This window comes from Oscillibacter acetigenes, assembly GCF_025567605.1.
GTDB lineage: Bacteria > Bacillota > Clostridia > Oscillospirales > Oscillospiraceae > Oscillibacter > Oscillibacter welbionis.
This window is the reverse complement of record NZ_JAOQKG010000009.1, coordinates 34,195-57,567: the sequence shown is the minus strand read 5'-3', so window position 1 is coordinate 57,567 and position 23,373 is coordinate 34,195. Positions and strand designations below refer to the sequence as shown.

The window sequence follows — 23,373 nt, the reverse complement described above, 5'->3', positions numbered from 1 at the left end:
AATGTTCGTCCCCTAAAAAAGACTGCTTGATTATTATAGCCAGTCGAGATCCAAATGTCAACTGTTTTTCCCCGATCAGTCGAAAAAATTTCCATGGACCAGGAATTCGGCCGGGACCGCCGAAGACGGTCCCGGCCGCCTGACCTGTTCAGCGCCGGTCCATGGACGTATAGGGACGGTGCTCCTCCACACACTCATACCGGGGGCGGATCAGCTTGCCTCCCACGGAGAGCTCCTCCATCCGGTGGGCACTCCAGCCGGCGATACGGGCCACGGCGAACAGGGGCGTATACAGCTCCTTGGGCAGGCCCAGCATCTCATAGACAAATCCGCTGTAAAAGTCGATGTTGGTGGAGAGCACAGACTTGTGCTGCCGCTCCATCAGCAGCTGCTTGCCGATCTTCTCCACATTGGCGTACAGGGCCAGCTCGTCCTCCCGGCCCTTTTCCGCCGCCAGGTGATTCACGTAGGCCCGGAACACCTCGCACCGGGGGTCGGTCTTGGTATAGACCGCGTGGCCCAGGCCGTAGATCAGGCCGCTGCGGTCGAAGGCATCCTTGTTCAGGATCCTGGTGAGATAGTCCGCCACGCAGCCCTCGTCATTCCAGTCCCGCACGTGCTCCTTCACGTCGTCCATCATGGCCATCACCTTGCTGTTGGCGCCGCCGTGGCGGGGACCCTTCAACGAGGCCATGGACGCGGCGATGGCAGAATAGGTATCTGTTCCGGAGGAGGTGACCACATGGTTGGTGAAGGTGGAGTTGTTGCCGCCGCCGTTGTCCGCGTGGAGGATCAGGGCCACGTCCAGGGTCCGGGCCTCCAGATCGGTGTAGCTGCAGTCCTCCCGCAGCATCCGCAGGAAGTTCTCCGCGGTGGACAGCTCCGGCTTGGGCACGTGGATAAACAGGCTCTCCCCCTGACTGAACCGCCAGGCCTGATAGGCGTAGATGGCCAGCACGGGCATATTGCTCATCAGCTGCAGGCACTGGCGCAGCACATTCTCCAGCCCGATGTCGTTGGGCTTGTCATCATAGCAGAACAGCGTCAGGATGCCCCGCTGCATGGTGTTCATCAGATCCCGGGGCGGCGCCTTCATAATCACGTCCCGGAAGAAATTGGTGGGCAGCGTCCGGTAGGAGGCCAGCTGCTGGCAGAATGCCTCCAGTTGGGCGGCGGTGGGCAGTTCGCCGAAGAGCAGCAGATAGGCCGTCTCTTCAAAGGCGAAGCGGCGCCCCTCGGAGCCCTTCACCAGCTCCCGGCAATCGATGCCCCGGTAGTAAAGCATACCGTCCTGGGGGATGATGTGCTCCCCCTCCGTGACGCTGTAAGACTGGATCTCGCCCACCCGGGTCAGGCCGGTGAGCACGCCGCGGCCGTCCTCGTCCCGCAGGCCGCGCTTGACGTTATACTCCTTATAGAGCTTGGGGTCGATGTAGTTTTTCTTCTCCCACTGTTCCTTCAGCGCGAGAATGGCGGGGGTGATCTCACAATAGGCGTTCTCACGGTTCTCTTTCCAGACCATAGGGGTGCGCGCTCCTTTCGGCGGCATGCAGCCGTTGTACTATTTGCAATAGTATCATTAAAAAATTGCATTTTCAACCGTTTTAAAAAATATTTTTGAAAAAATAAGAAAACTTTTGAATTTTTCTTTTTTCGAACTTGCAAATTCAAAAAGCAACAGGCAGCCCTCGGAGGGCTGCCTGAAGAACTCCGGCGCCGAAGCGCCTCACAGCTGGGCCAGGGTCTCGCCGATTGGGTCAGTAATCACCAGATCCGCGGCCAGATCCCGGGCCACCGGCGACTTGTTGAGGAGCACCAGCCTGTGCCCCTGATAGTATCGAATCAGCCCCGCGGCGGGATAGACGTTCAGGGAGGTGCCGCCGATCATCAGCATATCCGCCTCCGCCAGGGCGCGGACGGCTGCCTCCAGCGTCCCCTGATCCAGCCCCTCCTCATAGAGCACCACATCCGGCTTGATGATGCCGCCGCAGCTGCACCGGGGCACGCCCTCCGTGCGGAGGATATGCTCCAGACCGTAAAATTTCCCGCACCGCTGGCAGTGGTTCCGGTGGACGCTGCCGTGGAGCTCCAGCACGTTCCGGCTGCCGGCGGCCTGGTGGAGCCCGTCGATGTTCTGGGTGATGACGGCTTTCAACCGGCCCTCCGCCTCCCACTCCGCCAGCTTTTTATGGGCGGCGTTGGGCTTGGCGGCCGGGGCCAGCAGCTTGGCCCGGTAGAAGCGGAAAAATTCTTCGGGGTTGCTTTCGTAAAATGTATGGCTTAAAATCACTTCAGGCGGATATTTCCATTCCTGGTGATATAGGCCGCCAGTGCTGCGGAAGTCCGGGATGCCGGACTCTGTGGAAACGCCGGCCCCCCCGAAAAACACGATGTTGTCGGAGCTGTCCACCAGTTCCTTCAGCCGTTTAATACTGTCCGTCATACCGGACCCTCCATTCCAATTTCCAATTTTATTGAGACAGGAGCACAGGCATGAACATTCAGATCTTCGGTTCCTCTAAGTCCTTCGACTCCAAGAAGGCGGAGCGCTGGTTCAAGGAGCGCCGCATTAAGTACCAGTATATCGACCTGCCCTCAAAGGGATTATCCCCCCGGGAGTACCAGTCCGTCAAGCAGAAAGTGGGCTTTGACGCCCTGGTGAACACGAAATGCCGGGCCTATGAGGACCTGTACATGGCCTATATCACCCCGGACGCCCGGGAGGAGAAGCTGCTGGAGCACCCGGAGCTGTTCGTGACCCCCATCGTCCGCAATGGAAGGGAGGCCACAGTGGGCTACCATCCGGAAATCTGGCAGACTTGGGAGTGAGTCTCTGCCGCCCGACAGAATTCTGCACCGCTGCGGAACAGATCGGTGGTATTCTGTGCATACTATGGATGCACACGGAGAGGAGGTGGCCTGCGTGCAAAGGCGAGCCTGGATGGAGCTGCCCCAAAACCGCTTTCTGCGGGGCATCTATCTGCTGGTGCAGCGGTATCTGCGCCACAATGTGGGGATGCAGGGAGCGGCTCTGGCGTTTTACCTGCTGTTCATGATCTTTCCCCTGCTGATCTTTGTCAGCTCCCTGCTGGGCCTGCTGCAGCTGGACGTGGATGCCATTCTGGCCGCGGTGCAGGAGTTCCTGCCCCGGGAGATCGTGTCCTTCATCGGGGTGTACCTCACCTATGTGGGCCGGAACCCCAGTGTGAAGCTGCTGCTGTTCGGCCTGTTCTTCTCCCTGTACTTCCCCATGCGGGCCACCAACACGCTGATGCGCTCCGTGCGGATCGCCTATCACCTGGGCCCGCCCCGGGGCGCGCTGCCCCAGCTGGTGAAAACGCTGCTGTACACGGCGGTGCTGATCGCCACCATCGCCCTGACCCTGACGCTGATGTCTGTGGGAGACCGGCTGCTACTCTACGCCGTGGACGGCTTCGGCCTGCCCCGGTTCTGGGCGGTGCTGTGGGCGAAGCTGCGGTTCCCGGTGGCGGCGGTGGCAGGGTATTTCGCCCTGTTCTTCCTGTACGCCCTGTCTCAGGACGGCCGCCAGCCCTGGCGGAACATCTGGCCCGGCACTATGGCGGCCCTGGGGGCCTGGCTGGCGCTGAACTGGCTGTACTCCACATACGTGGAGAACTTTGCCGACTACTCCCTGCTGTACGGCTCCATCGGCACGGCCATCGCCCTTTTGATCTGGCTGTATATGACCGCCGTGACCCTTATCATGGGGGCGGAGCTGAACGCCACGCTGATCTCCCTGCGAAAGGACCGGGCGGGGGAATCGTAAACGATTTTTGAATCCCGGCGGCCCCCGCTTTACTTTACGGGAGAGATGCTCTACAATATTCTCTGGGTGAGGAAACCCTTGGAAAGGATGGAATCAAATGGAATCCATGAAAGAAAAACTGACGGAATACGCCCAGCTGCTGGTGCGGGTGGGCCTGAATATCCAGAGGGGGCAGCCGCTGGTGATCTCCTCGCCTGTGGAGTGCGCCTTTTTCGCCCGTCTCTGTGCGGCGGAGGCCTATCAGGCCGGTTGCCGGGAGGTGGTGATGAACTGGGGCGACGATGAACTGGGCCGGATGAAGTACCTCCATGCGGCTGACGAGGTGTTCGACACCGTGCCCCTGTGGCGGCGGCACTTCTACAACGACTACGCCCTGGAGGGGGCGGCGTACCTGGCCATCTCCGCCAGCGATCCGGAGAACCTCAAGGGCGTGGACCACAGCCGGATCGTCCGGGCCCAGCAGGCCAGCGGGAGGGCCTTGAAGGACTTCGACCGTCTCCAGATGTGCGGCGGCTTCCCCTGGTGCATCGCCTCCATCCCCATCCCCAGCTGGGCGAAGAAGGTGTTCCCGGATCTTGCGGAGAGCGAGGCAATGGACAAACTGTGGGAGGCCATCTTCCAGGCAGTGCGCATTACCGGCGACGGCAGGTGCGTAGACAAGTGGCACCGGCATATCGAGACCCTGGCCCATCGGGTGGAGAAGCTGAACCAGCTGAACTTCAAGTCCCTCCACTACACCAACTCCCTGGGCACGGACCTGACTGTGGAACTGCCGGAGGACCACATCTGGGAGGCGGGTAACGACGTGACTCTGTCTGGCCGCACCTATATCGCCAATATCCCCACGGAGGAGGTCTTCACCTCTCCCCTGAAGACCGGCGTCAACGGCGTGGTCTACTCCGCCCTGCCCCTGTCCCACAACGGCACCATCATTGACAAGTTCCACTTTGTGGTGAAGGACGGGAAGATCGTGGAGGTTCACGCGGAACAGGGGGAGGAGGCCCTCAAGGCCGCCGTCACTGTGGATGAAGGGGCCAGCTACTTCGGCGAGGTGGCCCTGGTGCCCTATGACAGCCCTATCTCCAACCAGAAGATCCTGTTCTACAACACCCTGTTCGACGAGAATGCGGCCTGCCACATCGCCTTCGGCGAGGCCTATCCCTGCCTCAAGGACGGCCAGGCCATGAGCAAGGACGAGCTGAAGGCCCGGGGCCTCAACGACTCCATCACCCACGTGGACTTCATGGTGGGCACGCCGGACCTGAACATCCTGGGTATTACCCACGACGGAAAGGAAATCCCAGTGTTCGTGGACGGCAACTTCGCCCCGGAGATCTGAAATCAGAGAGAAAGAGGAGAGACCATGACATACGAGCTGAGAAAGACTGACGAGAACGTGCTGATTGCGGAGGGCGCCTCCGTCACCGGAGACGTGCGGCTGGCAAAGGGCGTCAGCATCTGGTACGGTGCGGTCCTGCGGGGGGACATGGGCCCCATCACCGTGGGAACGGACACCAATATTCAGGACGAGGCCATCCTCCACGAGGAGACGGTGGTGGGCAGGGGCTGCACCATCGGCCACGGGGCCATCGTCCACGGCTGCACAGTGGGGGACAACACCCTGATCGGCATGGGGGCCATTGTCCTCAACGGCGCGAAGATCGGCAGCGACTGTATCGTGGGTGCCGGGGCCCTGGTCACCGGAAAAATGGACGCCCCGGACGGGTCCATGATCCTGGGCAGCCCCGCCAAGGTGGTGCGGCCCCTGAAGCCGGAGGAGATCGAAGGCAACCGGGCGGCCATGGAGGAGTATCTGGAAGCTGCCGCCCAGTATCGGAAGGAGCAGGAAGCCCGTTGAGACAGGCCCTCCGGGCCGGAAAGAGAGTTTACCGTTCATGGAATGGAACAAACAGAAGATCAAAGGACTTCTGCTGGTGGTCTGCGGCGGTGTGGCGTTTTACTGCGCACTGCAGCGCCTGGATGCAGTCCTGGCGGCGCTGGGCTGGCTGCTTGGGATTTTGGCGCCGTTTCTGCTGGGCGGCGCCCTGGCCTTTATCCTGAATGTGCCCATGCGGGCCATCGAGCGGCACCTGTTCCCCAGAAACCGGAAGGGCGCAAAGCTCCGCCGCCCCCTGGCCCTGGTGCTGACCCTGGTCGCGGTGATCGGTGTGCTGGCCCTGGCTGGCCTGGTGATCGGCCCGGGCATCGCAGATGCAGTCATGTCCATCATTCGGGAGATTCCTGCCGCCTTCCAGCGACTGGAGCACCAGCTCACCGCCCTGGCGGAGAACCTGCAGGACCTGTGGCCTCTACTGGAGGAGCAGCTGATGAAGCTGCAGGAGGAGATCCAATGGCAGGAGCTTTCTGCCAAGGCTCTGGAGATCGCCAAGGCAATTGGGGCCGGGATTGTCTCCTCCGGTGGGTTCATCGGCGGTGTGGTCAGCGGTGTCAGCACCTTTGTCATCAGCCTGATCTTCTCCTTCTATGTCCTGCTGCAGAAGGAGAAGCTGGGCCGCCAGGGCCGCCAGGTGATTTACGGCCTGCTGCCCCTGCGGCAGGCCGACCGGACGCTGGACGTCCTGCGGCTGTCCGGGCGGACCTTCTCCAGCTTCCTCTCCGGCCAGTGCCTGGAGGCCTGCATTCTGGGCACGCTGTTCGTCGCGGCCATGACCATCTTCCGGATGCCCTACGCCCTGCTGGTGGGCGTCCTGATCGCCCTGACCGCCCTGATCCCCATTGTGGGGGCTTTTATCGGCTGCGCTGTGGGCGCACTGCTCATCGCCATCGACGATCCCTGGAAGGCGCTGTGGTTCATCGTGCTGTTCCTGGTGCTCCAGCAGATCGAGGGAAACCTGATCTACCCCCATGTGGTGGGTTCCTCCGTGGGGCTGCCCTCCATCTGGGTGCTGGCCGCCGTCACTCTGGGCGGCAAGCTCATGGGGATCACAGGGATGCTGTTCTTCATCCCGCTGTGCTCCGTGATCTACGCCCTGTTCCGCAGCTATGTGAAAAACCGGCTGGTGAGCAAGGCAGTCCCACCGGAGAAATGGCGGGACCCGCCTCCCCCACCCTCCCGGCAGTGAGCGTTCTTTCCGCCGCCCTACATCTGTTCAAAAACCGGCCGTCCAAATTGGGCGGCCGGTTTTTGTGCGCAGATTCAATTTTTTATTGACAAGAATCCTTGTCAGTGCTATGCTATATTTGACAAGAATAATTGTCATTTTGACTTGGATCATTGTCGGGAAAGGGGATGAGCGGATGCCGCTGTACAACCGGCTGAAGGAGCACCGGGCCCGGCTGGGGGTCAACCAGCAGGAGATGGGCGCCCTGGCGGGTGTTTCCCGCCAGACCATCAGCCAGATCGAACGGGGGGACTACTCCCCCTCGGTGACGCTGGCGCTGAAGCTTGCCAGGATCTGCGGTGTAACCGTGGAGGACATTTTTACCTATCAGGAGGATGAATGCCATGAGCGATAACGTGAGGCGGGACAACCGCAGGGCGCTGCCCAAATACCTGCTGACAATTCTGCTGTTCGGGCTGCTGGGCGGCGTGCTGGGCTTTTTCACCGGTGTGGCTGGGGCCGCTGGCGTGGCGGAGACGGTGCGGCAGGCCCTGGACCGGGTGCTGGCGGTGTGTGCGCCCTGGGGCATCGTCGGCAGCGCCGTGGTGCTGCTGGGGGCGGGCTGGTACCTCTATGCCGCCGCCAAACGGCGCTTTGCCGCCTGGGATGGGGAGGACGAGGACGCCATGGACGCGGCGGAGCAGCAGCTGAGCTGGGCTCTGCTGCTGACGGGGCTGGTGATAATCCTGGACTTTTTCTTCTTCGCCGCCTCCATCATCTACGACCGCTTTCTGCCGGACCTGATCCTCTTTCTGGCATCTGTGGCGGTGCTGGTGGTGCTCCAGCAGAAGATCGTGGACCTGGAGCGCCGGATCAATCCGGAGAAACGGGGCAGCGTTTACGACATGAAATTCCAGAAGACCTGGATGGACAGCTGCGACGAGGCGGAGCGGGCCCAGATCGGCCAGGCCTGCTACCGGGCCTATATGGTGGGGACCAAGGTCTGCATCTTCCTGTGGGTGGCCCTGCTGATCCTGAACTTTGTGTTTGACTTCGGCCTGCTGCCCATCGCGGCGGTGCTGGCGGTGTGGGGCGCGATGCAAACAGTCTATGCCCTTGAGTGCATCCGACTCAGCAAGAGAACGGGGGACGCGTAATGGACATCGCGCTGCTGGGCGCCGTTTTGGCAGCCTGCGTGCTCTGCCTGTTGGAGAAAAAGAAGGCGCAAATCTGATGCCGCCGGGCATTTCACAAAGCCGGCCCGCTTGTCAGCGGGCCGGCTTTGTGGTATTCTTTATTTTGTTTGAAGGAATCTGCGGTCCATCCCGGGGCGGTCCGCTCCCCGATGCCCGGATTTGGCGGAGGTGTTTATGGTCGAATTGCTGCTGATTTTAGCGGCAGCCGCTGCTGCGGCAGCTGCCCTGGCCGGGCTTGGATACCTGCTGGTCTGGTTCCTGCTCCACGGCCGGCGGGATGGTCCTGGCTGGGAAAAGCTGGAGGGCTTTCGGTACGCCCACCGGGGCCTCCACGGCCCCGGCGTGCCGGAGAACTCCCTGGCGGCCTTCCGCCGGGCGGCGGAGGCCGGATACGGCGCCGAACTGGATGTCCATCTGACCCGGGATGGACGCCTGGTGGTGATCCACGACGGGGATTTGGAGCGGATGTGCGGCGTTCCCGGCCGGGTGGCGGAAAAAACCGCGGAGGAGCTTGCCGCTCTCCGGCTGGCAGGCTCAGAGGAACACATCCCTCTTCTGGAGGAGGTGCTCCCCCTGTTTGCCGGACGGGCGCCGCTGGTGGTGGAGCTGAAGACCGACCGGCACGGCGCCGCGGCGCTGGCCCGGGATACGGTGGATTGCCTGGACCGCTTCTCCATAGACTACTGTGTGGAGAGCTTTGACCCCCGGCCGCTGCGGTGGCTGCGCCGCCACCGGCCGTCGGTGCTGCGGGGCCAGCTGTCCCAGAATTTCCACCGCCATCCATCCGGCCAGGGTCCCTGGAACCGCTTGGCGCTGACGAATCTCTTCTACAATGCATTCACCCGGCCGGATTTTGTGGCCTACCGGTTCGGAGACCGGGAAAAGCCGGCAGTGCGGCTGTGCCGCAAATTTGGGATGCGGATGGCCTACTGGACCCTCCGCTCCCGGGCCGATGTGGCCCTTGCCGAGCAAGAGGGCGCCCTGCCGATTTTTGAAGAACCGGACCGACCGAAGGAGGTAACCCATTGAAGTCGACAAAGAAAGAAAAGAAGCAGTATAAAAAGGCATTTCAGGAGGCCATGGCGCGGGAGCTGCGGGAACACAAAAGCTCCTTCATCGTCTTTTCCATCCTGCGGATTCTGGTGCTGGTGGTGCTGGTGCGGCAGATCATGCTGGCCAACTACGAGGGCGCCTTCTTCTGCATTCTCACGCTTCTGCTGCTCTACGTGCCCAGCTGGATCCAGGTGAAGCTGCGGATCGAGCTGCCGCCGCCCCTGGAGATCACCATTTTCTGCTTCATCTTTGCGGCAGAAATTCTGGGTGAGGTCAACGCCTTTTATGTCGTGATCCCCGGATGGGACACCATGCTCCACACCATCAACGGCTTCCTGGCCGCGGCGGTAGGCTTCTCCATGGTGATGCTGCTGAACGACGATGACCGGATCACCTTCCATCTGTCCCCGGCGTTCCTGGCCCTGGTGGCCTTCTGCTTCTCCATGACTATCGGGGTCCTGTGGGAGTTCTTTGAATTCGGCATGGACTTCTTCCTGGGCACGGACATGCAGAAGGACACGGTCATCCACGCCATCCACTCCGTCTCCCTGGATCCCACGCTCTCCAACAAGGTGGTGACGATTCCGGATATCCAGGACGTGGTCATCAACGGAGAGAGCCTGGGACTGGGCGGCTACCTGGATATTGGCATCATCGACACCATGAAGGACCTATTTGTGAATTTCATCGGTGCCGTTGTGTTCTCCCTCTCCGGCTTCTTCTTCGCCCGCAGCAAGGGCCGCCGGAAGAGCGCCGCCCAGGGCTTTGTCCCCAGCAAAAAGACCGCGGAGCAGGACTATCTCCAGCAGGCGCTGGAAGAGGCGGATCAAAAGGACGCGGACGCCCCCACTCCGGATGGCCCCCCGGCGCCGGGAGAACCGGAGGGTGCCTGAGCGCCCCACACAGACAGAAAACCACCGGCCGAAGCCGGTGGTTTTTCGCAGCAGCGGCCGGCAGATGCCGGCCGCTGCTTTTTGATGTGACAGGGTTCAGTCGTCCAGCTCCTGCTCTGCCTTGACAATTGCGCCGGAGGAGGCGTCGATCTCATAGCTGTACTCCGTCCGGCCCACATGGAACTCCACCTCATACAAGGTCCGGCCGTCATCCCGGTCCAACTCCACCTGGATGCGGGAGGCGTCGCTCTCACTGACGCCGGCGTGGGTCAAGGCAGCGGATTTTGCAGCCGCCTCGCCAATGTGGGGGCCGGAGCTGCCGGATGCTGGGACACTGTGGCTCTCCCGCTCGCTTTTCAGCACGGCACCGGTATAGAGGTCGATCTCATACTGATACTCCGTGGTGCCCGCCAGGAACTCCACCTCGTAGCACTCCGCCCGCCCGTCGTCGTGCTCCACCCAGCAGCGGAGATAGATGGTGTCCGCTTCGCTGACGCCTGCGTGGGTCAGGGCGGCGGCAGTGGCGGCCGCCTCGCCGATGTAGGAGCCGGAGCTGCCGGTTGTTCCGCCGGAGATGCCGCCCTCCCGGGAGAAATTCACCACCTCACCGGTGCGGGCATTGATGTCGTAATCATACTCTGTGCCGCCGGCATAGAACTCCACCTCGTAGACCATCAGGCCGTCCTCGCTGTCGAACTCGATCTCCAACTGGGCCACGCTGCTCTCGGCGATGCCCGCATGAGCCAGGGCGGCATTTTGGGCCTCCTCTGCCGTGATATAGGCCTTTGTGCTGGCGGTGCCCGTCTGGGTGACGGCCTGGGTGGTCAGATGCCGGGACTCGGCGATCAAGGCGATCTCATTCACCGACAGGGGTGCCAGGGACGCAAAGGTCAGCGTGCTGTCCTGAGCGATCACCTCCTGGATCAGGGATGCCTTGCCTACGGAGATGCCGTACTGCTGGGCCAGAGCATTCAGATCCGCGCTCTCCGTCACTGTCTGGCTGAGGACAGCCCCCTCCAGGGAACCGCCCTGGAAGACGCTGTTGATGGTATCCGTCAGGTGCTGCTGGAGCTGGGCGGATTTTGCGGCGTCCTGGTTCTCCACGGACACCAGGATGGCGTTCTGGATATCGCTGAGATAACCGTTTTGGAGCATGGAGCCGATGAGGGCGTTCACTGCCACGTCCAGGTCCGTGCCGGTCAGATCCATGTCGCCCAGGATAACCTCTGCGTCCTGGTTGAAGGGGGTGACGGAGAGCACCCGCTCCTTGGAGCTGACGGTCATGGACAGGCTGGGGTTCACATCCAGCATCACCACGGAGTCCACGGCGTTGGCTCCCCGCCAGCTGCTGATGCCGAAAGCACCACAGCACATGACCACCAGGGCGGCAGCCACTGCCAGGGGCGCCCAGCGGCGCTTCTTTTTCGGAGCCTCAAAAGGGAGGACAGTTCCCGCTTGCGGGCCGCAGGCGGCCAGGATGCGGTCCAGCGGATCAGGAGCGGCGTGCTCCACGGCGGTCCGCAGGCGCTGTTCCAGTTCACGTTCGTCCAAGTCAGTCTGCCTCCTTCCATGCGAGTTGGAGCTTTTTCAAAGCCCGGCTGTATTTGGAGAGAACCGTGGGGAGCGGCAGGCCCAGCAGAGCGGCGATCTCCCGGTGCCGCAGGCCTGTCAGCGCGTGGAGGGTGACGATCTGCCGCTCTTCGTCACTCAGGGCGGAGAGCACGGCCTCCAGCATCATCCGGTCCTCATGGGTCACGGCGGGATTGTCCGCCAGACGGTCCTGCCAGTCCTCCTGAACCAGGGGTTCCGTCCGCCCGTGCTCCCGCAGGCGGCTGATGGCCAGATTCCGGGTGATGGTCAGCACCCAGGCCATAGGCTTGCCCTGCCTGCGGTATCCGCCGGCAGCGTTCCACACCTGCAAACAGGCGTCGTGGAGAATATCCTCTGCGTCGTGGGCGTTTTTGACGATTGACAGGGCAAAGCCGTAGACGGCAGGACGGGTGCGGTTGTACAAATCCGCCAGAGCGTCCTTGTCTCCCCCGGCGATGCGGGCGATACAGTCCTCCAGGGCGGCATCCGCGTCTGGGTCCGGCTCTGCCACGGTCATGCAGAATATCATGGGGCTTCCTCCTGTTCACACAGACAACGCGCCGGCGGCGCGTTTGATTGCACTGCGGCCGAAGCATCACCGGCCGCGCCCCCATGATAGCACATCCTGCAGAGGTTTCCAACCCCGGGCCGAAATTTTCCGGAAGGGCAGCTGCTCCGCCGGATCAGGGCAGCATCCGGTCCGCCGCCGTGATGGGGCGGATGGGGCGGCAGGGGACGCCCGCAGCCAGGACTCCGGCAGGGATGTCCTTCGTCACCACGCTGCCGGAGGCGATGACCGCCCCGTCTCCGATGGAGACGCCGGGCATCACGCGGACGCCGCCGCCGATCCAGACGCCGCTGCCCACACGGATGGGATAGGCGTACTCCAGCCCCTGGGCCCGCTTTGCCGCGTCCAAGGGGTGGCCGGAGGTGTAGAATCCACACTGGGGGCCGACCAGCACGTTGTCTCCAAAGGTCACGCCGCCGGCGTCCAGAATGACGCCGCCGTGGTTCATGTAGAAGTTCCGGCCCACACTGATATTCCAGCCGTAGTCGCACCAGAAGGGCGGCTCAATCCGCAGTCCTTCCCCAGCGGCGCCCAGCAGCCGGCGCAGCAGCATCTGGGCGGATTCGATGCCCTCCGCCTGATAGGCCCGCTGATTGAACTGCTGGCACTGAGTCTTGCAGGCAGCCAGCTCCGCCAGCAGGGTCTCATCACGGGCGGGTGCGTACAGCATTCCCCGCAGCATCTTCTCCTTTTCCGTCATAGGGTGATTCCTCCTGTACAGGCGGCCCCAGGGCCGCAGTTCACTCTGCCATTATACAGAAGGCGCCCTCCGGGTGCAAGAGCCGCCGTCGGTTCAGCCCCGGGGATACTGGCTGCTGACGCTCTCCAGCTCTGTGACGGAGCCGAAGCCGCTGATTTCGATGTCGTACCACGTGTCCCCGTTGATGATTTCGTAGCTGTACTCATTCCAAAGGCCCTCACTACTGACCTCCTGTGAGACGATCTCCCCGCCGCCGACGGTATCCAGCGCGATCTGTTGAGCCTCCGCACTGTCCACCCGCAGCGCCAGCACAGCGGCCACGGCCGCGACGGCCAGTACCGCAGCTGCACCCACGATCATGGCGACGATCTTCTTCACAGACATGTTTTTCATAAAAAGCTCCTCCTGCTTGTTGTTTCGGATTCATGGTTCCTGTTTGTGTCTTCTGCCCTGATAACGCGCAGACAACGGCTTTTATTGCATGGCGGGCGAAATTTTTTCTTGACAGGATCGCCTAAAGCCGCCACTGTGAGAGGCAGAAAGGAGGTGAATTTGATGAAATATAAAAAATTTGGAAATATCAGCCCTATCGAACCAGTCGGCGGGAGCAAGACTATCAACAGGTTCAGGAATTTCTGAAAAGCGGCGATCCCGAACTTTGGAAGGCGCTTTATGAGAGTGCCTATGAAATTGTATACCAGTGCGCGTACGGGATGGATTTTTGCCGCGTGCTGGGACCTGATGATTACTGTGAGATTGCCGATGAGGCGTTTGCCCTCTGTTATGAACAGCTGGACCGATATCAGGGGCTCAGCCAGTTCTCCGGCTGGGTAGGCGGGTACAGCAAAAACATTACCCGCACCCGCTGTCGGCAGGTGTTGACCGGCCTACGGTATCGCCGGCAGCTCTATGAAGTCTCCACCGGACGGATGCGGGATTGGGATCCCCTGTGGATCCTGATTCGTCTAGAGCGGTACTATTGTCTCTGGAAAGCCATCTCCGACATCTCTGAAACAAGCCAGCGGATTCTGGAGGCTCGGATTTTGGAAAAGCTGTCGCTGCGGGCCATTGCGCAGGAATTAAATCTGACACAGCGTGAGGTAAAAACGCGATATGAAGCCGCGTGCAATGTGGTCCGGACGCGCTTCCTGCGCTATTGCACGGAGAAAGTAGAGTTTTAAAGTGCAGGAATCCCAACTATTCATGCCGAAAGGAGTGCACCAAATATGCACAACGATAAAAAAGCGTATCAAGTTGATCGGACGCCGACAGAATTGCTCAGCGATCTGCTCGTCCAGTTAAAATTTTTAAGGCAGGAATGCCTCCATTACGATGCAGGAGACTGGTCTTACGGTGCGCAGATTGCGACCAAGCTCCGGCTTTTGCTCCACCAGACAAAATATTCTGATTCCCTGCTGGCCCAAATTACAAAGCGTTTTGCATTCAGCTGTCCGGATTTTCTCAGTCTGAGCACCGTGCGGGGCGAGCTGCCCAATAAAGGGAGGACCGATTTTGTCCGCTCCCCGCTCATTCAGTACCAGATGATTCACCAGCCAGAAGTCCCTCCGGTTCTGACGGTGCAGCCCCTGTCTCTGGAACCCGGAAAGCGATATGCCAAACGGGCATTCAAGACCTGGTGGAATGGGATTGACATTCTCCTGATTGACCGGCAGCACTTTTTGAACCGTAAGGGCGTAGTGTGTCTGCTGGCAAACCAGGAGGGCGGCGCCCATGTCCAGCCCGGCATGGACGAAAAGGCGGCTATGTTACGCCGGGGAGCGGCAAATTCCCTGCAGATTGCCGCCCCGCTGCCGGACGGGCTGACGCGGATATATACCGCCGAAATCGACCAGGTACTGGCAGCCGTTGTGCGCACCATTGCGGCGGAGACACTGTATACATTTGAGCATGCAATCCTGCCCCGCTGCCAAATCGCCCTTTCTGCAGATGAAAAAGACTGAAGCGGGTCCGGGAGCCGCGCCCCGGCGGCGTTGACTTTTCCGCTGCTTTCCGGTATGCTTTTGCTATCCTGATACAAAGGGGGCGCCGCGCATGCCGGACCTCACTTCCCTGTTCACAGACACGCTGGCCAAGTTCTCCTTCCGGGCGGTCCTCTCCGCCGCTGCCACGCTGCTGATCTGCCTGGTGGCCGTCCACCTGCTGGGCAAGCTGCTGCGGCGGCTGCTGGCTAGGACGAAGCTGGACGAGCGCATCCAGAAATACCTGCTGGCCGGGGTGAAGCTGATCCTCTATATCGTCACGGTGCTGATCGTGGCGGAGAGCCTGAACATTCCCATGACCTCCCTGGTGGCGCTGCTGTCCGTGGGGTCCCTGGGCGTCACCCTAGCGGCGGAGGACATCCTGGGCAATGTGGCCGGCGGGCTGGTGATCCTCTCTGCCCACCCCTTCTCCATCGGGGACTATGTAGAGGTCGGCGGCGTGGCCGGCACGGTCCATGAGATCAGTCTGAACCACACCAAGCTGGTGACCCCGGATGGGCATTTGGTGATGCTCCCCAACAAGGAGCTGGCCTCCTCCCAGATGACCAACTACACCGTATTGGGGCGGCGGCGGGTGGTGCAGCGGGTGACCGCCTCCTACGACGCCCCCACGGAGACGGTGAAGGCCGCCTGCCGGCGCGCTCTGGAGCAGACGGAAAACCTGCTGGAGGACCCGGCTCCCACCGTCTACCTCACCGCATACAAGGAGAGCTCTATCGAGTACACCGTCTACTGCTGGGCTACGCCGGAGAACTGGTGGGGCGCGTATCTGGCTCTGGGGGAGCACCTGCGGGACGCCTTCCGGGAGTACGGCGTGGAGATGACCTACAACCACCTGAATGTCCACATCATAGAAAACCAAAGCTGACCGCGGGAGGCGCTCCAGGCGCCTCTGTATACAGCGACGCCCGGTCCGGGAAATCCCGGACCGGGCGCCGTCTTTTGGGGTAAATGCCGCAGAATGCCCTGCATGGGACACGGATGTGGTGGGTCTCCCCGCTCATGCGGTTGACTTCCGCCCGCAGCGTCATCTTATCCCGCTGCGAACGAGATGACCGGCGCTCAATACCTGCCCGCCCAGTCCGCCAGCAGCAACACCGGCAGCGCCCACAGCAGCAGGAACACCAGCAGGGCCAGAGGCGTCAGCAGATTATAGGCGCCTTGGAACACCATATAAAAGGACAGCAGCGTCCCGGCCACGCTGCCCAGCACGGACAGCGCCGTGGCCCGGCGCACAGCCTTGCACAGGCGGCGGCTGCCTACCACCGCTTCCGCATAGGGCAGCAGTCCTTCCCGAAACAGCAGGGCCCGGGGCATCCCCCGGTCCAGCTCCGCCTCACTGAAAGCCACCCGGTCCGTCAGACTGGGGAACTCCACCTTCACGCCCTTGTGAAACTTCCGCTTCAGCAGGGCCGGGGTGATGTTGGGATCCCGGGACGCCAGGATCGGCGTGATGCGGCTGCGGCGCATCATCCGCAGGGCGAAATCCACGTTCTCCGAGGGCTGGTACTTCACGGCAAACACTGCCGCCAGCTGCCGGTCCATGGCCAGGAAGATGCCGGTCCGCAGGTTGATGCCGCCGGGCAGGCGCACCTCCATCTTCCGCATGAAGGAGGCCGTGCCCAGCAATACCGACTCCCCCCGGATGGTGGCGGAGTAGCCGCCCTCCTCATAAAAGCTGAAATCGTCCACTTTCTCATAATGGCCGCCCTCGCTGCGGAGCAGGCCGTCAAACAACCGCTGAAGGCCGCAGTCCGCCGCCCGGGCCATAGAGGCGGCATAGGAGGAAACCCGGGACAGGTCCTCCCCGAACACCTTTACGCCGTTGAGCTGGATCGTACCCGGCGGGAACAGGTCTCCGTCCGTCAGGATCATGGCCCGCCTGCGGCTGATCTTCTCCGCACCGCACCAGCCCGCCACGGCGCACCCCGCCTTGTGAAAGTGCCGGGCCAGCCGGGAGAATGGCATCCCCCAGCACAGAGGCAGGGCAAAGGTGGTGCCTGCCCCCAGGATGGCAGACCAGTTCAGCAAAAAGTCGTCCCCCCGTTCCTGGCCCAGGGAGCTGAGCCCGGCAAACACGATGGAGGCCATCAGCACCACCGGCATCAGCGCGTTCTGCCACACGGCGGCGGTATTCTCCCGCAGGGCGGTGGTGTAGAAGCCGGGGACGGAACCCGCCTGCTTGCAGGCCCCCTTCTCCGTCTCCGTCACCAGATAAGGCGGCTCGTCATCCGTGGCGGCCATGCGGAAGGTGTCCCACAGTCCCCGGCTCTCCCGGGCTCCGCCCCACATGGCAAACACCAGGGCGAGGCACCCCACCGGGGCATAGCAGGGGACGGCGCTCCGCTCCGGCAGCACCAGCCGGGCCACACAGTCCGCCGCCATCACCACGGCGGAGACCACCGCCAGCAGCTCGCTGGTGCATCGCTTCTGCAGCAGCGAGCCGAACGCCTTGGCGAATACCTGCCGGGCCAGGACGGCCACCGCCGCAAGGCACGCCAGCAGCACACCGCTCTGGACGGCTGCGTCGCCGGTCCAGTAGCGGATCTCATAGCCGTAGGCCTCGATCCCCATAGGGATCACCGGCAGCAGCGAGATCAGTACCGCTGCCAGGATAGGGTGCTTGCGCCGCTTGGCCTCCGCCCGGTAGTCCGCCGCCGCCTCAGCCAGCTCCGGCTCCGGACCGATGGTGTCGATCTCCGGGATCTCCTCCGGCGCCTCCTCCGGTTCCGGCGGGGCGTAGAGCTCCTCCGTCTCCATCAGGCGCTTCCGGGAGAACAGGCCCCGCCGGGGCCGCAGCAGGGGCTCCTGAGCCTCCTCTTCCATCACCGCGTCCACGGTGCTGCCCACCACATCCTCCAGCGTGATGGGGTGGGGAGAGGGCGGCAGATCCTGCCGCAGCTCCTCCAGCAGGTCCTCCGGCTGGGCGGGCGGCTTTTGGGGCGGAGCTGTTTTTTCCGTCACCTGGGGGGCGGGACGCGGCCGCGCCTCCGTTTGCAGAGGCGGCTTCTTCGCGCCGCCCTCCGCCGGAGGGGCGGCCGGCTCCGTCTCCCGGCGGGCCTCCTGCTCCACGGCCTCCATAAGCCGCTGCTCCCGGCCTGCGCCGTATTCCGCCAGGATCTCCTCCAGGGAGAAGTCCTCCTCCAACGCCGGGACATCCGTGCCCCCGGTCAGACCGCTATCAAACTCTCTCTCGTCTTTGGAAGCCATGCTGCCCCTTTCCTCTCCGCTGTGTCCCCGGCCCTTCAGGCCATCCGCTGGCGCACCGCCTCATACAGCAGGATCGCCGCGGCGGCGGAGGCATTCAGGGAATTCAGCTTCCCCCGCATGGGGATACTCACCAAAAAGTCGCAGTTCTCGGCGGCCAGACGGGTCATGCCGTCCCCCTCGCTGCCGATGACGATGGCGGCGGGTCCCTTCAGATCCGCGTCGTACAGGGCCGTGGTGCCGTCCGCCGCCGTGCCGAAGACCCACACCCCCTGTTTTTTCAGATCCTTCAGCAGAGCGGGGATGTTGGGCACCCGGGCCACCGGCACGTGGGCCACCGCTCCGGCGGAGGTCTTGGCCACCACGGCGGTGAGGCCCGCGCTGCGGCGCTTGGGGATCACCACGCCGTGAGCCCCGGCGCACTCAGCGGTCCGGATGATGGCCCCCAGGTTGTGGGGGTCGGAGATCTCGTCGCACACCACCAGCAGGGGGGCCTCGCCCTTGTCCCGGGCGGCCTGAAGGATGCTCTCCACACTGACGTACTCCCGGACCGCTGCCAGGGCGATGACGCCCTGGTGGGCATGGGTGCGGCTCATGGCGTCCAGCTTCCGCCGGTCCGCCTCCACCACCACCACGCCCGCCGCCCGGGCTTTGGAGGCAATATGTCCCAGGGTCTTGTCCGTCTCTCCCTTCTGGAGGTAAATTTTGTCAATCGTCTCCCCTGCCCGCAGGGCCTCAATGACGGCGTTGCGCCCCTCGATGATGCCGTCGGCCTCGGCAGTCAGGTCCTGCTTTCTCCGTTCTTCCATAACTTCTCCCTCAATCTGAGTATTTTCGCATTCAAGAGGTAGTATAGCATAGGGGCGGGAGTCTGGAAAGTGGAATTCACAGAAAATTTATAGAAAACCGGTTCCTTGTCCTTGTAGGCCTGCGGCTTCTGTGATATACTTTATAAATCATTTTAAGGCTTCGGCACTGTCTGAAAACAGGGCTGGACGCCCCCGGGCAGCGGACCGCACCCCCGTCTCCGGCACAGGCGGGACCGGGGCGGTCCCGTTTATCCTCCGGGTATTGACAGGTTTTCCCCTGAAAGGAGTTCCATACATGAACCCAAACGACAATAAGAACAACAAAAACAACAAGCCCGGCGGCAACTGGCGGGGCGTGGCCTCTCTGGTGGGCTGGGCCCTTCTGCTGACGATCATCTTCAGCTATGCCAGCAGCGTCATCGGCAGCACTGGCCGCCAGGCCTCCTCCATCAACGTGGAATACGGAGAGTTCCAGGAGATGGTGGAGAGCGGCCAGGTGGCCCGGGTGGAATTCGACAACGCGGAGGATATCCTCCTGATAACCCCTGAGGAGGGGTATTCCTACACCGCTGAGGACGGCACCGTCTACACCAAGACGGAGGACGGCTACACTTATATGGACGCCGCCGGGCAGGAGCAGACTGCCCACCTGGAGCTGTTCACTGTCCGGATCCAGTCCAATGACGCCGTCATTGATTTCCTGAACGAGTATGGGGTGGAGGGCGTCGACAAGGAGTATCAGGCCCCGGTGAACCCGGTGCTGGCCATGCTGGTGAGCTACGTGTTGCCCTTTGTGCTGATCTTCCTGATGTTCTCCCTGGTCATGCGTTGGATGGCGAAAAAGGGCGGCATGGGAGGAATGGGCGGCATCGGCGGCGTGGGCAAGGCCAACGCCAAGGTGTATATGGAGAAGTCCACCGGCGTCACCTTCAAGGATGTGGCCGGCCAGGACGAGGCCAAGGAGTCCCTGACAGAGATCATCGACTTCCTGCACAACCCCCAGAAGTACACGGAGATCGGCGCGAAGCTCCCCAAGGGCGCGCTGCTGGTCGGCCCTCCGGGCACCGGCAAGACGCTGCTGGCCAAGGCTGTGGCCGGCGAAGCCAACGTCCCGTTTTTCTCCATCTCCGGCTCCGACTTCGTGGAGATGTTCGTGGGCGTGGGCGCCAGCCGCGTCCGGGACCTCTTTAAGGAGGCGGCCAAGGTGGCCCCCTGCATCGTGTTCATCGACGAGATCGACACCATCGGCAAATCCCGGGACAACCGCATGGGCGGCAACGACGAGCGGGAGCAGACATTGAACCAGCTGCTGGCGGAGATGGACGGCTTTGACCCCACCAAGGGCATCATTCTGCTGGCCGCCACCAACCGGCCTGAGGTGCTGGACCAGGCGCTGCTGCGGCCCGGCCGGTTTGACCGGCGCATCACCATCGACCGGCCCAACCTGGCGGGACGCATTGCCACGCTGCAGGTCCACACCCGCAACATCAAGCTGGCGGAGGACGTGAATCTGAAAAAGGTGGCCCTGGCCACTGCGGGCTGCGTGGGCGCGGACCTTGCCAATCTGGTGAACGAAGCGGCCCTGCGGGCCGTGCGGAAGGGCCGCAAGCTGGTGACCCAGGAGGATCTTCTGGCCGCCTTCGAGCTGGTCATTGCCGGCACGGAGAAGAAGGGCAGCGTCCTCACCGAGTTTGAGAAAAAGCTGGTGGCCTACCACGAGGTCGGTCACGCCATGGTGGCCTACAAGCAGAAAAACACCGAGCCGGTGCAGAAGATCACCATCGTCCCCCACACCCAGGGCTCTCTGGGCTACACCCTGCTGATGCCAGAGGAGGACAAGACCGAACTGCGCACCCGCGACGAGCTGATGGCCAAGATCATGGTCTCCATGGGCGGCCGGGCGGCCGAGGAAGTGGTGATGAACACCATGACCAACGGCGCCAGCCAGGATATTCAGGACGCCACCAACGTGGCCCGGAACATGGTGGCCATGTTCGGCATGAGCGACGAGTTCGGCATGATGGCGCTGGCCTCCCGCCGGAACCAATACCTGGACGGCGGCTACGGCATGGACTGCGCCCAGGATACCGCCGCCCGGATGGACCAGGCGGTGAAGGACATCCTGGACCAGTGCTACCAGCAGGCCGTGGAGGTCATCAAGGCCAGCCGGGAGGACATGGACAAGGTCGTGGCCTACCTGCTGGAGAAGGAGACCATCACCGGCGCAGAGATGGTGGCTATCATCGAGGGCCGGGACCCGGAGCTGGTGGAGAACCCCTACGCCTCCACCCGCGCAGAGGACAAGGCGTTCCGCCCCTCCTCTCCCGAGACCATTGAGGCCCCTGCCAAGAAGGTGCACATGATCTCCCAGAAGATCGAATCCCCCGAGGAGCCCGCCCAGGAGGGACAGCCGGAGAACCCGGTGTCCGATCCCTCCCCTTCCGGCGGAGACGCCCCCCAGGAGAGCGGTTCCACTCCGTCTGAGCCGCCCAAGGACACCCCGTGATCCCCGATCATCCCCGCGAGGCGCGCTGACCCCAGCGCGCCTCGCTTTTCCCATCGCCACTACATCAAAAAGGAGAATCGCCATGATCCGACTCGCCACCCCCGCGGACCTGTCTCAGGCCGCAGATATCTATGAGGAGATCCTGGACCGAGAGGCACAGGGCCCCGTCTATACCAACTGGCAGCGGGGCAAATACCCCACCATCGACACCGCCCGCCAGGCCCTGGAGGCCGGCACCTTCTACGTGGGCGAGGAGAACGGCGTCCTCTGGGGCGTGGTGAACCTGAACAGCGTCCAGCTGCCGGAGTACGGCGCCATCCCTTGGACCATCCCCGCCGCTGCGGAGGAGGTAGGGGTGATCCATACCCTGTGCATCCGTCCCTCCTGCTCCGGCCGGGGATATGCCCGACAGATGGTGGCCTTCTGTGAGGCGGAGGCTCGCCGCCAGGGCCGTACCGTCATCCGGCTGGACACCTGGGAGGGGAACCTGCCCGCCAACCGCCTGTACCCCTCCCTGGGCTACCGCTACGCCGGAACGGCGGAGTTCTTCTTCATGGGCTTTGTGCGGGAGAATCTCAACTGCTACGAAAAGGCCCTCTGAATCCATTGAGACGCAAGGGCTTTTCTCCTCTGCTAACCGTGGGTTGACAGATTTCCACTCCCCAGTTGGTGGCCTGGGGGCAGGCTGTCTGCTAGTCTGACGGCGAAAGGAGGCGAGGGATGTGACCATTGGGCAGCGCATCGCGCAGAAGCGGAAGGAGCTGGGGCTGTCCCAGGAGGCTCTGGGGAGCAAGCTGGGCGTCTCCCGCCAGTCCATCTACAAATGGGAGGCAGACTCCGCCCTGCCGGAGGTCGACAAGCTGATCGCCCTCAGCCGCCTGTTCGGCGTCTCTGTGGGATGGCTGCTGGGCGTGGAGGAACCGCCGGAGGCGGATGCCGCTCCTGCTGAAACAGGCGGCGGGCTGACAGAGGCCCAGCTGAAGATGGTGGAGGAGATCGCAGGCCGCTACATTGCCGCCCAGCCGTCGCCCCGGAAGCGCCGCCGCTGGCCTTGGGTGTTGGCGGCAGCGGCGCTGTGCCTGGTGCTGTTCCACCTCTTCGACCGTCTGGACCGAATGAACGGCCAGTATGTAAATCTGCAGAACAGCCTCTACCGGGTGGAGTCCAGTGTGTACGGCCAGATCGGCTCCCTCTCCAACCGGGTGGAGGAGATCTTGAAGGCCCAGAACAGCCTGGTGGCGGACTGCGGTGTGGAGCTGGAAGCCGTGGACCTTGCCGCCAACACCGTCACCTTCTCCGCCTATGCTGTCCCCAAGACCTATGTGGAGGGAATGGCTGTGGAGTTCCTGGCGGAAAACGGCGAGACTGCCAGCGACCGGCTGGGCAGTGTGGGAGAAGAGGGCCCCAACCAACGGTTCTCCGCCACACTCTCCGTCCCCTTGACGGACCATATCACCCTCTCGGCGCTGCTGGTCCCGCCGGACGGCACCCGCCAGACCCAGCTGCTGGACCAGTTTGAGGGGCTGTACAGCGACTCTCTGCCGCAAGTGGAGGTCAACAGCGATCTCATGTGGATGGATCTGGAGGACAGCACGCTGGTCCTGAATGCGTCCAGCCACGAGCGCTATGTCTATATCCGTGAGATGACACCGGCTGATGCGTCTCTCACCGCGGCCGTGGCAAATATCCGGGTGGGCCTGTTCAAAAATCAGAAACTGGCAGCCTGGGCAGAGCCCTGTGAAAAGCCTGACAGCTTCCACGGCTTTGAGGAATTTGATTTTTACCAGCTGCCGGAGCTGCGCCTCTCCCTCACGCCTGCGGATACGGTACAGGTGGCTGCCGTGGTGACGGATATCTATGGACGGGTCACGGTCTCCCAGGATGTGCCCTACATTCTCGATGAGAGCGGAGATGCGCTGACTTGGCCAGACAGCAGTGAGACAGATCCCGATCCCGCCCACTGGCAGTACGGCGGATGACCGCCGCGCAAATTGTTTCCGGA

The 23,373-nt window shown here is 62.6% G+C and carries 23 protein-coding genes; 15 read left to right on the top strand and 8 right to left on the bottom strand.

Annotation, left to right across the window (positions count from 1 at the left end; genetic code table 11):
• Positions 1-148: 148 nt before the first annotated feature.
• Positions 149-1,522, bottom strand: coding sequence for a citrate/2-methylcitrate synthase (locus tag OCV80_RS16320; protein ID WP_119311773.1), 1,374 nt, complete (start codon positions 1,520-1,522; stop codon positions 149-151).
• A gap of 204 nt (positions 1,523-1,726) precedes the next feature.
• Positions 1,727-2,443: an NAD-dependent protein deacylase gene (locus OCV80_RS16315; protein ID WP_267288559.1), complete on the bottom strand. Its 717-nt coding sequence runs from the start codon at positions 2,441-2,443 to the stop codon at positions 1,727-1,729.
• 50 nt (positions 2,444-2,493) lie between these two features.
• Here OCV80_RS16315 and OCV80_RS16310 point away from each other — a divergent pair, with 50 nt between their 5' ends.
• From OCV80_RS16310 to OCV80_RS16270, 9 genes are all read left to right on the top strand, one after another.
• Positions 2,494-2,829, top strand: a complete 336-nt coding sequence (locus OCV80_RS16310; RefSeq protein WP_021750551.1) for an arsenate reductase family protein — start codon at positions 2,494-2,496, stop codon at positions 2,827-2,829.
• A gap of 94 nt (positions 2,830-2,923) precedes the next feature.
• Positions 2,924-3,787, top strand: coding sequence for a YihY/virulence factor BrkB family protein (locus OCV80_RS16305; RefSeq protein WP_267288558.1), 864 nt, complete (start codon positions 2,924-2,926; stop codon positions 3,785-3,787).
• 106 nt (positions 3,788-3,893) lie between these two features.
• Positions 3,894-5,126, top strand: a complete 1,233-nt coding sequence (locus OCV80_RS16300) for an aminopeptidase (protein ID WP_119311956.1) — start codon at positions 3,894-3,896, stop codon at positions 5,124-5,126.
• A 24-nt stretch (positions 5,127-5,150) separates the two neighbouring features.
• Positions 5,151-5,645, top strand: coding sequence for a gamma carbonic anhydrase family protein (locus OCV80_RS16295; RefSeq protein WP_119311775.1), 495 nt, complete (start codon positions 5,151-5,153; stop codon positions 5,643-5,645).
• A gap of 37 nt (positions 5,646-5,682) precedes the next feature.
• Entirely contained in the window at positions 5,683-6,870 is a 1,188-nt protein-coding gene (locus OCV80_RS16290; RefSeq protein ID WP_021750555.1) for an AI-2E family transporter, read from the top strand.
• Between the two features lie 175 nt (positions 6,871-7,045).
• Entirely contained in the window at positions 7,046-7,264 is a 219-nt protein-coding gene (locus tag OCV80_RS16285; protein WP_025544718.1) for a helix-turn-helix transcriptional regulator, read from the top strand.
• Positions 7,254-8,006 (top strand): DUF3169 family protein, encoded by a 753-nt coding sequence (locus OCV80_RS16280; protein WP_021750557.1) that lies wholly within the window; start codon positions 7,254-7,256, stop codon positions 8,004-8,006. The genes OCV80_RS16285 and OCV80_RS16280 overlap by 11 nt, the downstream gene beginning before the upstream one ends.
• A gap of 213 nt (positions 8,007-8,219) precedes the next feature.
• On the top strand, positions 8,220-9,074 hold the full coding sequence (locus tag OCV80_RS16275; RefSeq protein WP_136891254.1) for a glycerophosphodiester phosphodiesterase family protein: 855 nt from the start codon (positions 8,220-8,222) through the stop codon (positions 9,072-9,074).
• Positions 9,071-9,991 carry a hypothetical protein gene (locus OCV80_RS16270; RefSeq protein WP_021750559.1) on the top strand — a complete coding sequence of 307 codons (921 nt, stop codon included), beginning with the start codon at positions 9,071-9,073 and terminating at the stop codon, positions 9,989-9,991. The genes OCV80_RS16275 and OCV80_RS16270 overlap by 4 nt, the downstream gene beginning before the upstream one ends.
• Before the next feature lie 96 nt (positions 9,992-10,087).
• On the opposite strand, the gene OCV80_RS16265 is transcribed toward OCV80_RS16270, so the two are convergent.
• The 4 genes from OCV80_RS16265 to OCV80_RS16250 all read right to left on the bottom strand — a co-directional run bounded on the left by OCV80_RS16265 (position 10,088) and on the right by OCV80_RS16250 (position 13,242).
• On the bottom strand, positions 10,088-11,542 hold the full coding sequence (locus OCV80_RS16265) for a PepSY domain-containing protein (RefSeq protein WP_021749190.1): 1,455 nt from the start codon (positions 11,540-11,542) through the stop codon (positions 10,088-10,090).
• Position 11,543: 1 nt separating this feature from the next.
• Positions 11,544-12,110 carry an RNA polymerase sigma factor gene (locus OCV80_RS16260; RefSeq protein ID WP_021751723.1) on the bottom strand — a complete coding sequence of 189 codons (567 nt, stop codon included), beginning with the start codon at positions 12,108-12,110 and terminating at the stop codon, positions 11,544-11,546.
• Between the two features lie 154 nt (positions 12,111-12,264).
• Positions 12,265-12,849: a sugar O-acetyltransferase gene (locus OCV80_RS16255; protein ID WP_021749193.1), complete on the bottom strand. Its 585-nt coding sequence runs from the start codon at positions 12,847-12,849 to the stop codon at positions 12,265-12,267.
• A gap of 93 nt (positions 12,850-12,942) precedes the next feature.
• A complete protein-coding gene (locus OCV80_RS16250) occupies positions 12,943-13,242 on the bottom strand; it encodes a hypothetical protein (RefSeq protein WP_021749194.1) in 300 nt (99 codons plus the stop codon).
• Positions 13,243-13,577: 335 nt separating this feature from the next.
• Between OCV80_RS16250 and OCV80_RS16245 the strand changes: the two genes are divergently transcribed.
• The 3 genes from OCV80_RS16245 to OCV80_RS16235 all read left to right on the top strand — a co-directional run bounded on the left by OCV80_RS16245 (position 13,578) and on the right by OCV80_RS16235 (position 15,717).
• Positions 13,578-14,030, top strand: coding sequence for an RNA polymerase sigma factor (locus OCV80_RS16245; protein WP_198016065.1), 453 nt, complete (start codon positions 13,578-13,580; stop codon positions 14,028-14,030).
• Between the two features lie 45 nt (positions 14,031-14,075).
• Positions 14,076-14,810 carry a hypothetical protein gene (locus tag OCV80_RS16240; protein ID WP_021749197.1) on the top strand — a complete coding sequence of 245 codons (735 nt, stop codon included), beginning with the start codon at positions 14,076-14,078 and terminating at the stop codon, positions 14,808-14,810.
• Between the two features lie 91 nt (positions 14,811-14,901).
• Positions 14,902-15,717, top strand: a complete 816-nt coding sequence (locus tag OCV80_RS16235) for a mechanosensitive ion channel family protein (protein ID WP_021749198.1) — start codon at positions 14,902-14,904, stop codon at positions 15,715-15,717.
• Between the two features lie 194 nt (positions 15,718-15,911).
• On the opposite strand, the gene OCV80_RS16230 is transcribed toward OCV80_RS16235, so the two are convergent.
• On the bottom strand, positions 15,912-18,059 hold the full coding sequence (locus tag OCV80_RS16230; RefSeq protein WP_021749200.1) for a hypothetical protein: 2,148 nt from the start codon (positions 18,057-18,059) through the stop codon (positions 15,912-15,914).
• Between the two features lie 35 nt (positions 18,060-18,094).
• Positions 18,095-18,865 (bottom strand): 23S rRNA (guanosine(2251)-2'-O)-methyltransferase RlmB, encoded by a 771-nt coding sequence (rlmB, locus tag OCV80_RS16225; RefSeq protein WP_021749201.1) that lies wholly within the window; start codon positions 18,863-18,865, stop codon positions 18,095-18,097.
• Positions 18,866-19,160: 295 nt separating this feature from the next.
• Between rlmB and ftsH the strand changes: the two genes are divergently transcribed.
• The 3 genes from ftsH (at position 19,161) to OCV80_RS16210 (ending at position 23,350) form a co-directional block, all read left to right on the top strand.
• On the top strand, positions 19,161-21,371 hold the full coding sequence (gene ftsH, locus OCV80_RS16220; protein WP_025545050.1) for an ATP-dependent zinc metalloprotease FtsH: 2,211 nt from the start codon (positions 19,161-19,163) through the stop codon (positions 21,369-21,371).
• A gap of 82 nt (positions 21,372-21,453) precedes the next feature.
• Positions 21,454-21,972 carry a GNAT family N-acetyltransferase gene (locus OCV80_RS16215; RefSeq protein ID WP_021749203.1) on the top strand — a complete coding sequence of 173 codons (519 nt, stop codon included), beginning with the start codon at positions 21,454-21,456 and terminating at the stop codon, positions 21,970-21,972.
• A 121-nt stretch (positions 21,973-22,093) separates the two neighbouring features.
• Positions 22,094-23,350, top strand: a complete 1,257-nt coding sequence (locus OCV80_RS16210) for a helix-turn-helix domain-containing protein (protein WP_267288557.1) — start codon at positions 22,094-22,096, stop codon at positions 23,348-23,350.
• Positions 23,351-23,373: the final 23 nt, after the last annotated feature.

Excerpts from the sequence above, each read along its gene's own strand:
- OCV80_RS16295 (WP_119311775.1), top strand. The coding sequence starts at position 5,151 with ATGACATACGAGCTGAGAAAGACTGACGAGAACGTGCTGATTGCGGAG.
- OCV80_RS16315 (WP_267288559.1), bottom strand. The coding sequence starts at position 2,443 with ATGACGGACAGTATTAAACGGCTGAAGGAACTGGTGGACAGCTCCGAC.
- OCV80_RS16255 (WP_021749193.1), bottom strand. The coding sequence starts at position 12,849 with ATGACGGAAAAGGAGAAGATGCTGCGGGGAATGCTGTACGCACCCGCC.
- OCV80_RS16230 (WP_021749200.1), bottom strand. The coding sequence starts at position 18,059 with ATGGCTTCCAAAGACGAGAGAGAGTTTGATAGCGGTCTGACCGGGGGC.
- OCV80_RS16260 (WP_021751723.1), bottom strand. The coding sequence starts at position 12,110 with ATGATATTCTGCATGACCGTGGCAGAGCCGGACCCAGACGCGGATGCC.
- OCV80_RS16320 (WP_119311773.1), bottom strand. The coding sequence starts at position 1,522 with ATGGTCTGGAAAGAGAACCGTGAGAACGCCTATTGTGAGATCACCCCC.
- OCV80_RS16250 (WP_021749194.1), bottom strand. The coding sequence starts at position 13,242 with ATGAAAAACATGTCTGTGAAGAAGATCGTCGCCATGATCGTGGGTGCA.
- ftsH (WP_025545050.1), top strand. The coding sequence starts at position 19,161 with ATGAACCCAAACGACAATAAGAACAACAAAAACAACAAGCCCGGCGGC.
- OCV80_RS16300 (WP_119311956.1), top strand. The coding sequence starts at position 3,894 with ATGAAAGAAAAACTGACGGAATACGCCCAGCTGCTGGTGCGGGTGGGC.
- rlmB (WP_021749201.1), bottom strand. The coding sequence starts at position 18,865 with ATGGAAGAACGGAGAAAGCAGGACCTGACTGCCGAGGCCGACGGCATC.
- OCV80_RS16290 (WP_021750555.1), top strand. The coding sequence starts at position 5,683 with ATGGAATGGAACAAACAGAAGATCAAAGGACTTCTGCTGGTGGTCTGC.
- OCV80_RS16240 (WP_021749197.1), top strand. The coding sequence starts at position 14,076 with ATGCACAACGATAAAAAAGCGTATCAAGTTGATCGGACGCCGACAGAA.
- OCV80_RS16285 (WP_025544718.1), top strand. The coding sequence starts at position 7,046 with ATGCCGCTGTACAACCGGCTGAAGGAGCACCGGGCCCGGCTGGGGGTC.
- OCV80_RS16310 (WP_021750551.1), top strand. The coding sequence starts at position 2,494 with ATGAACATTCAGATCTTCGGTTCCTCTAAGTCCTTCGACTCCAAGAAG.
- OCV80_RS16280 (WP_021750557.1), top strand. The coding sequence starts at position 7,254 with ATGAGCGATAACGTGAGGCGGGACAACCGCAGGGCGCTGCCCAAATAC.
- OCV80_RS16215 (WP_021749203.1), top strand. The coding sequence starts at position 21,454 with ATGATCCGACTCGCCACCCCCGCGGACCTGTCTCAGGCCGCAGATATC.
- OCV80_RS16275 (WP_136891254.1), top strand. The coding sequence starts at position 8,220 with ATGGTCGAATTGCTGCTGATTTTAGCGGCAGCCGCTGCTGCGGCAGCT.
- OCV80_RS16235 (WP_021749198.1), top strand. The coding sequence starts at position 14,902 with ATGCCGGACCTCACTTCCCTGTTCACAGACACGCTGGCCAAGTTCTCC.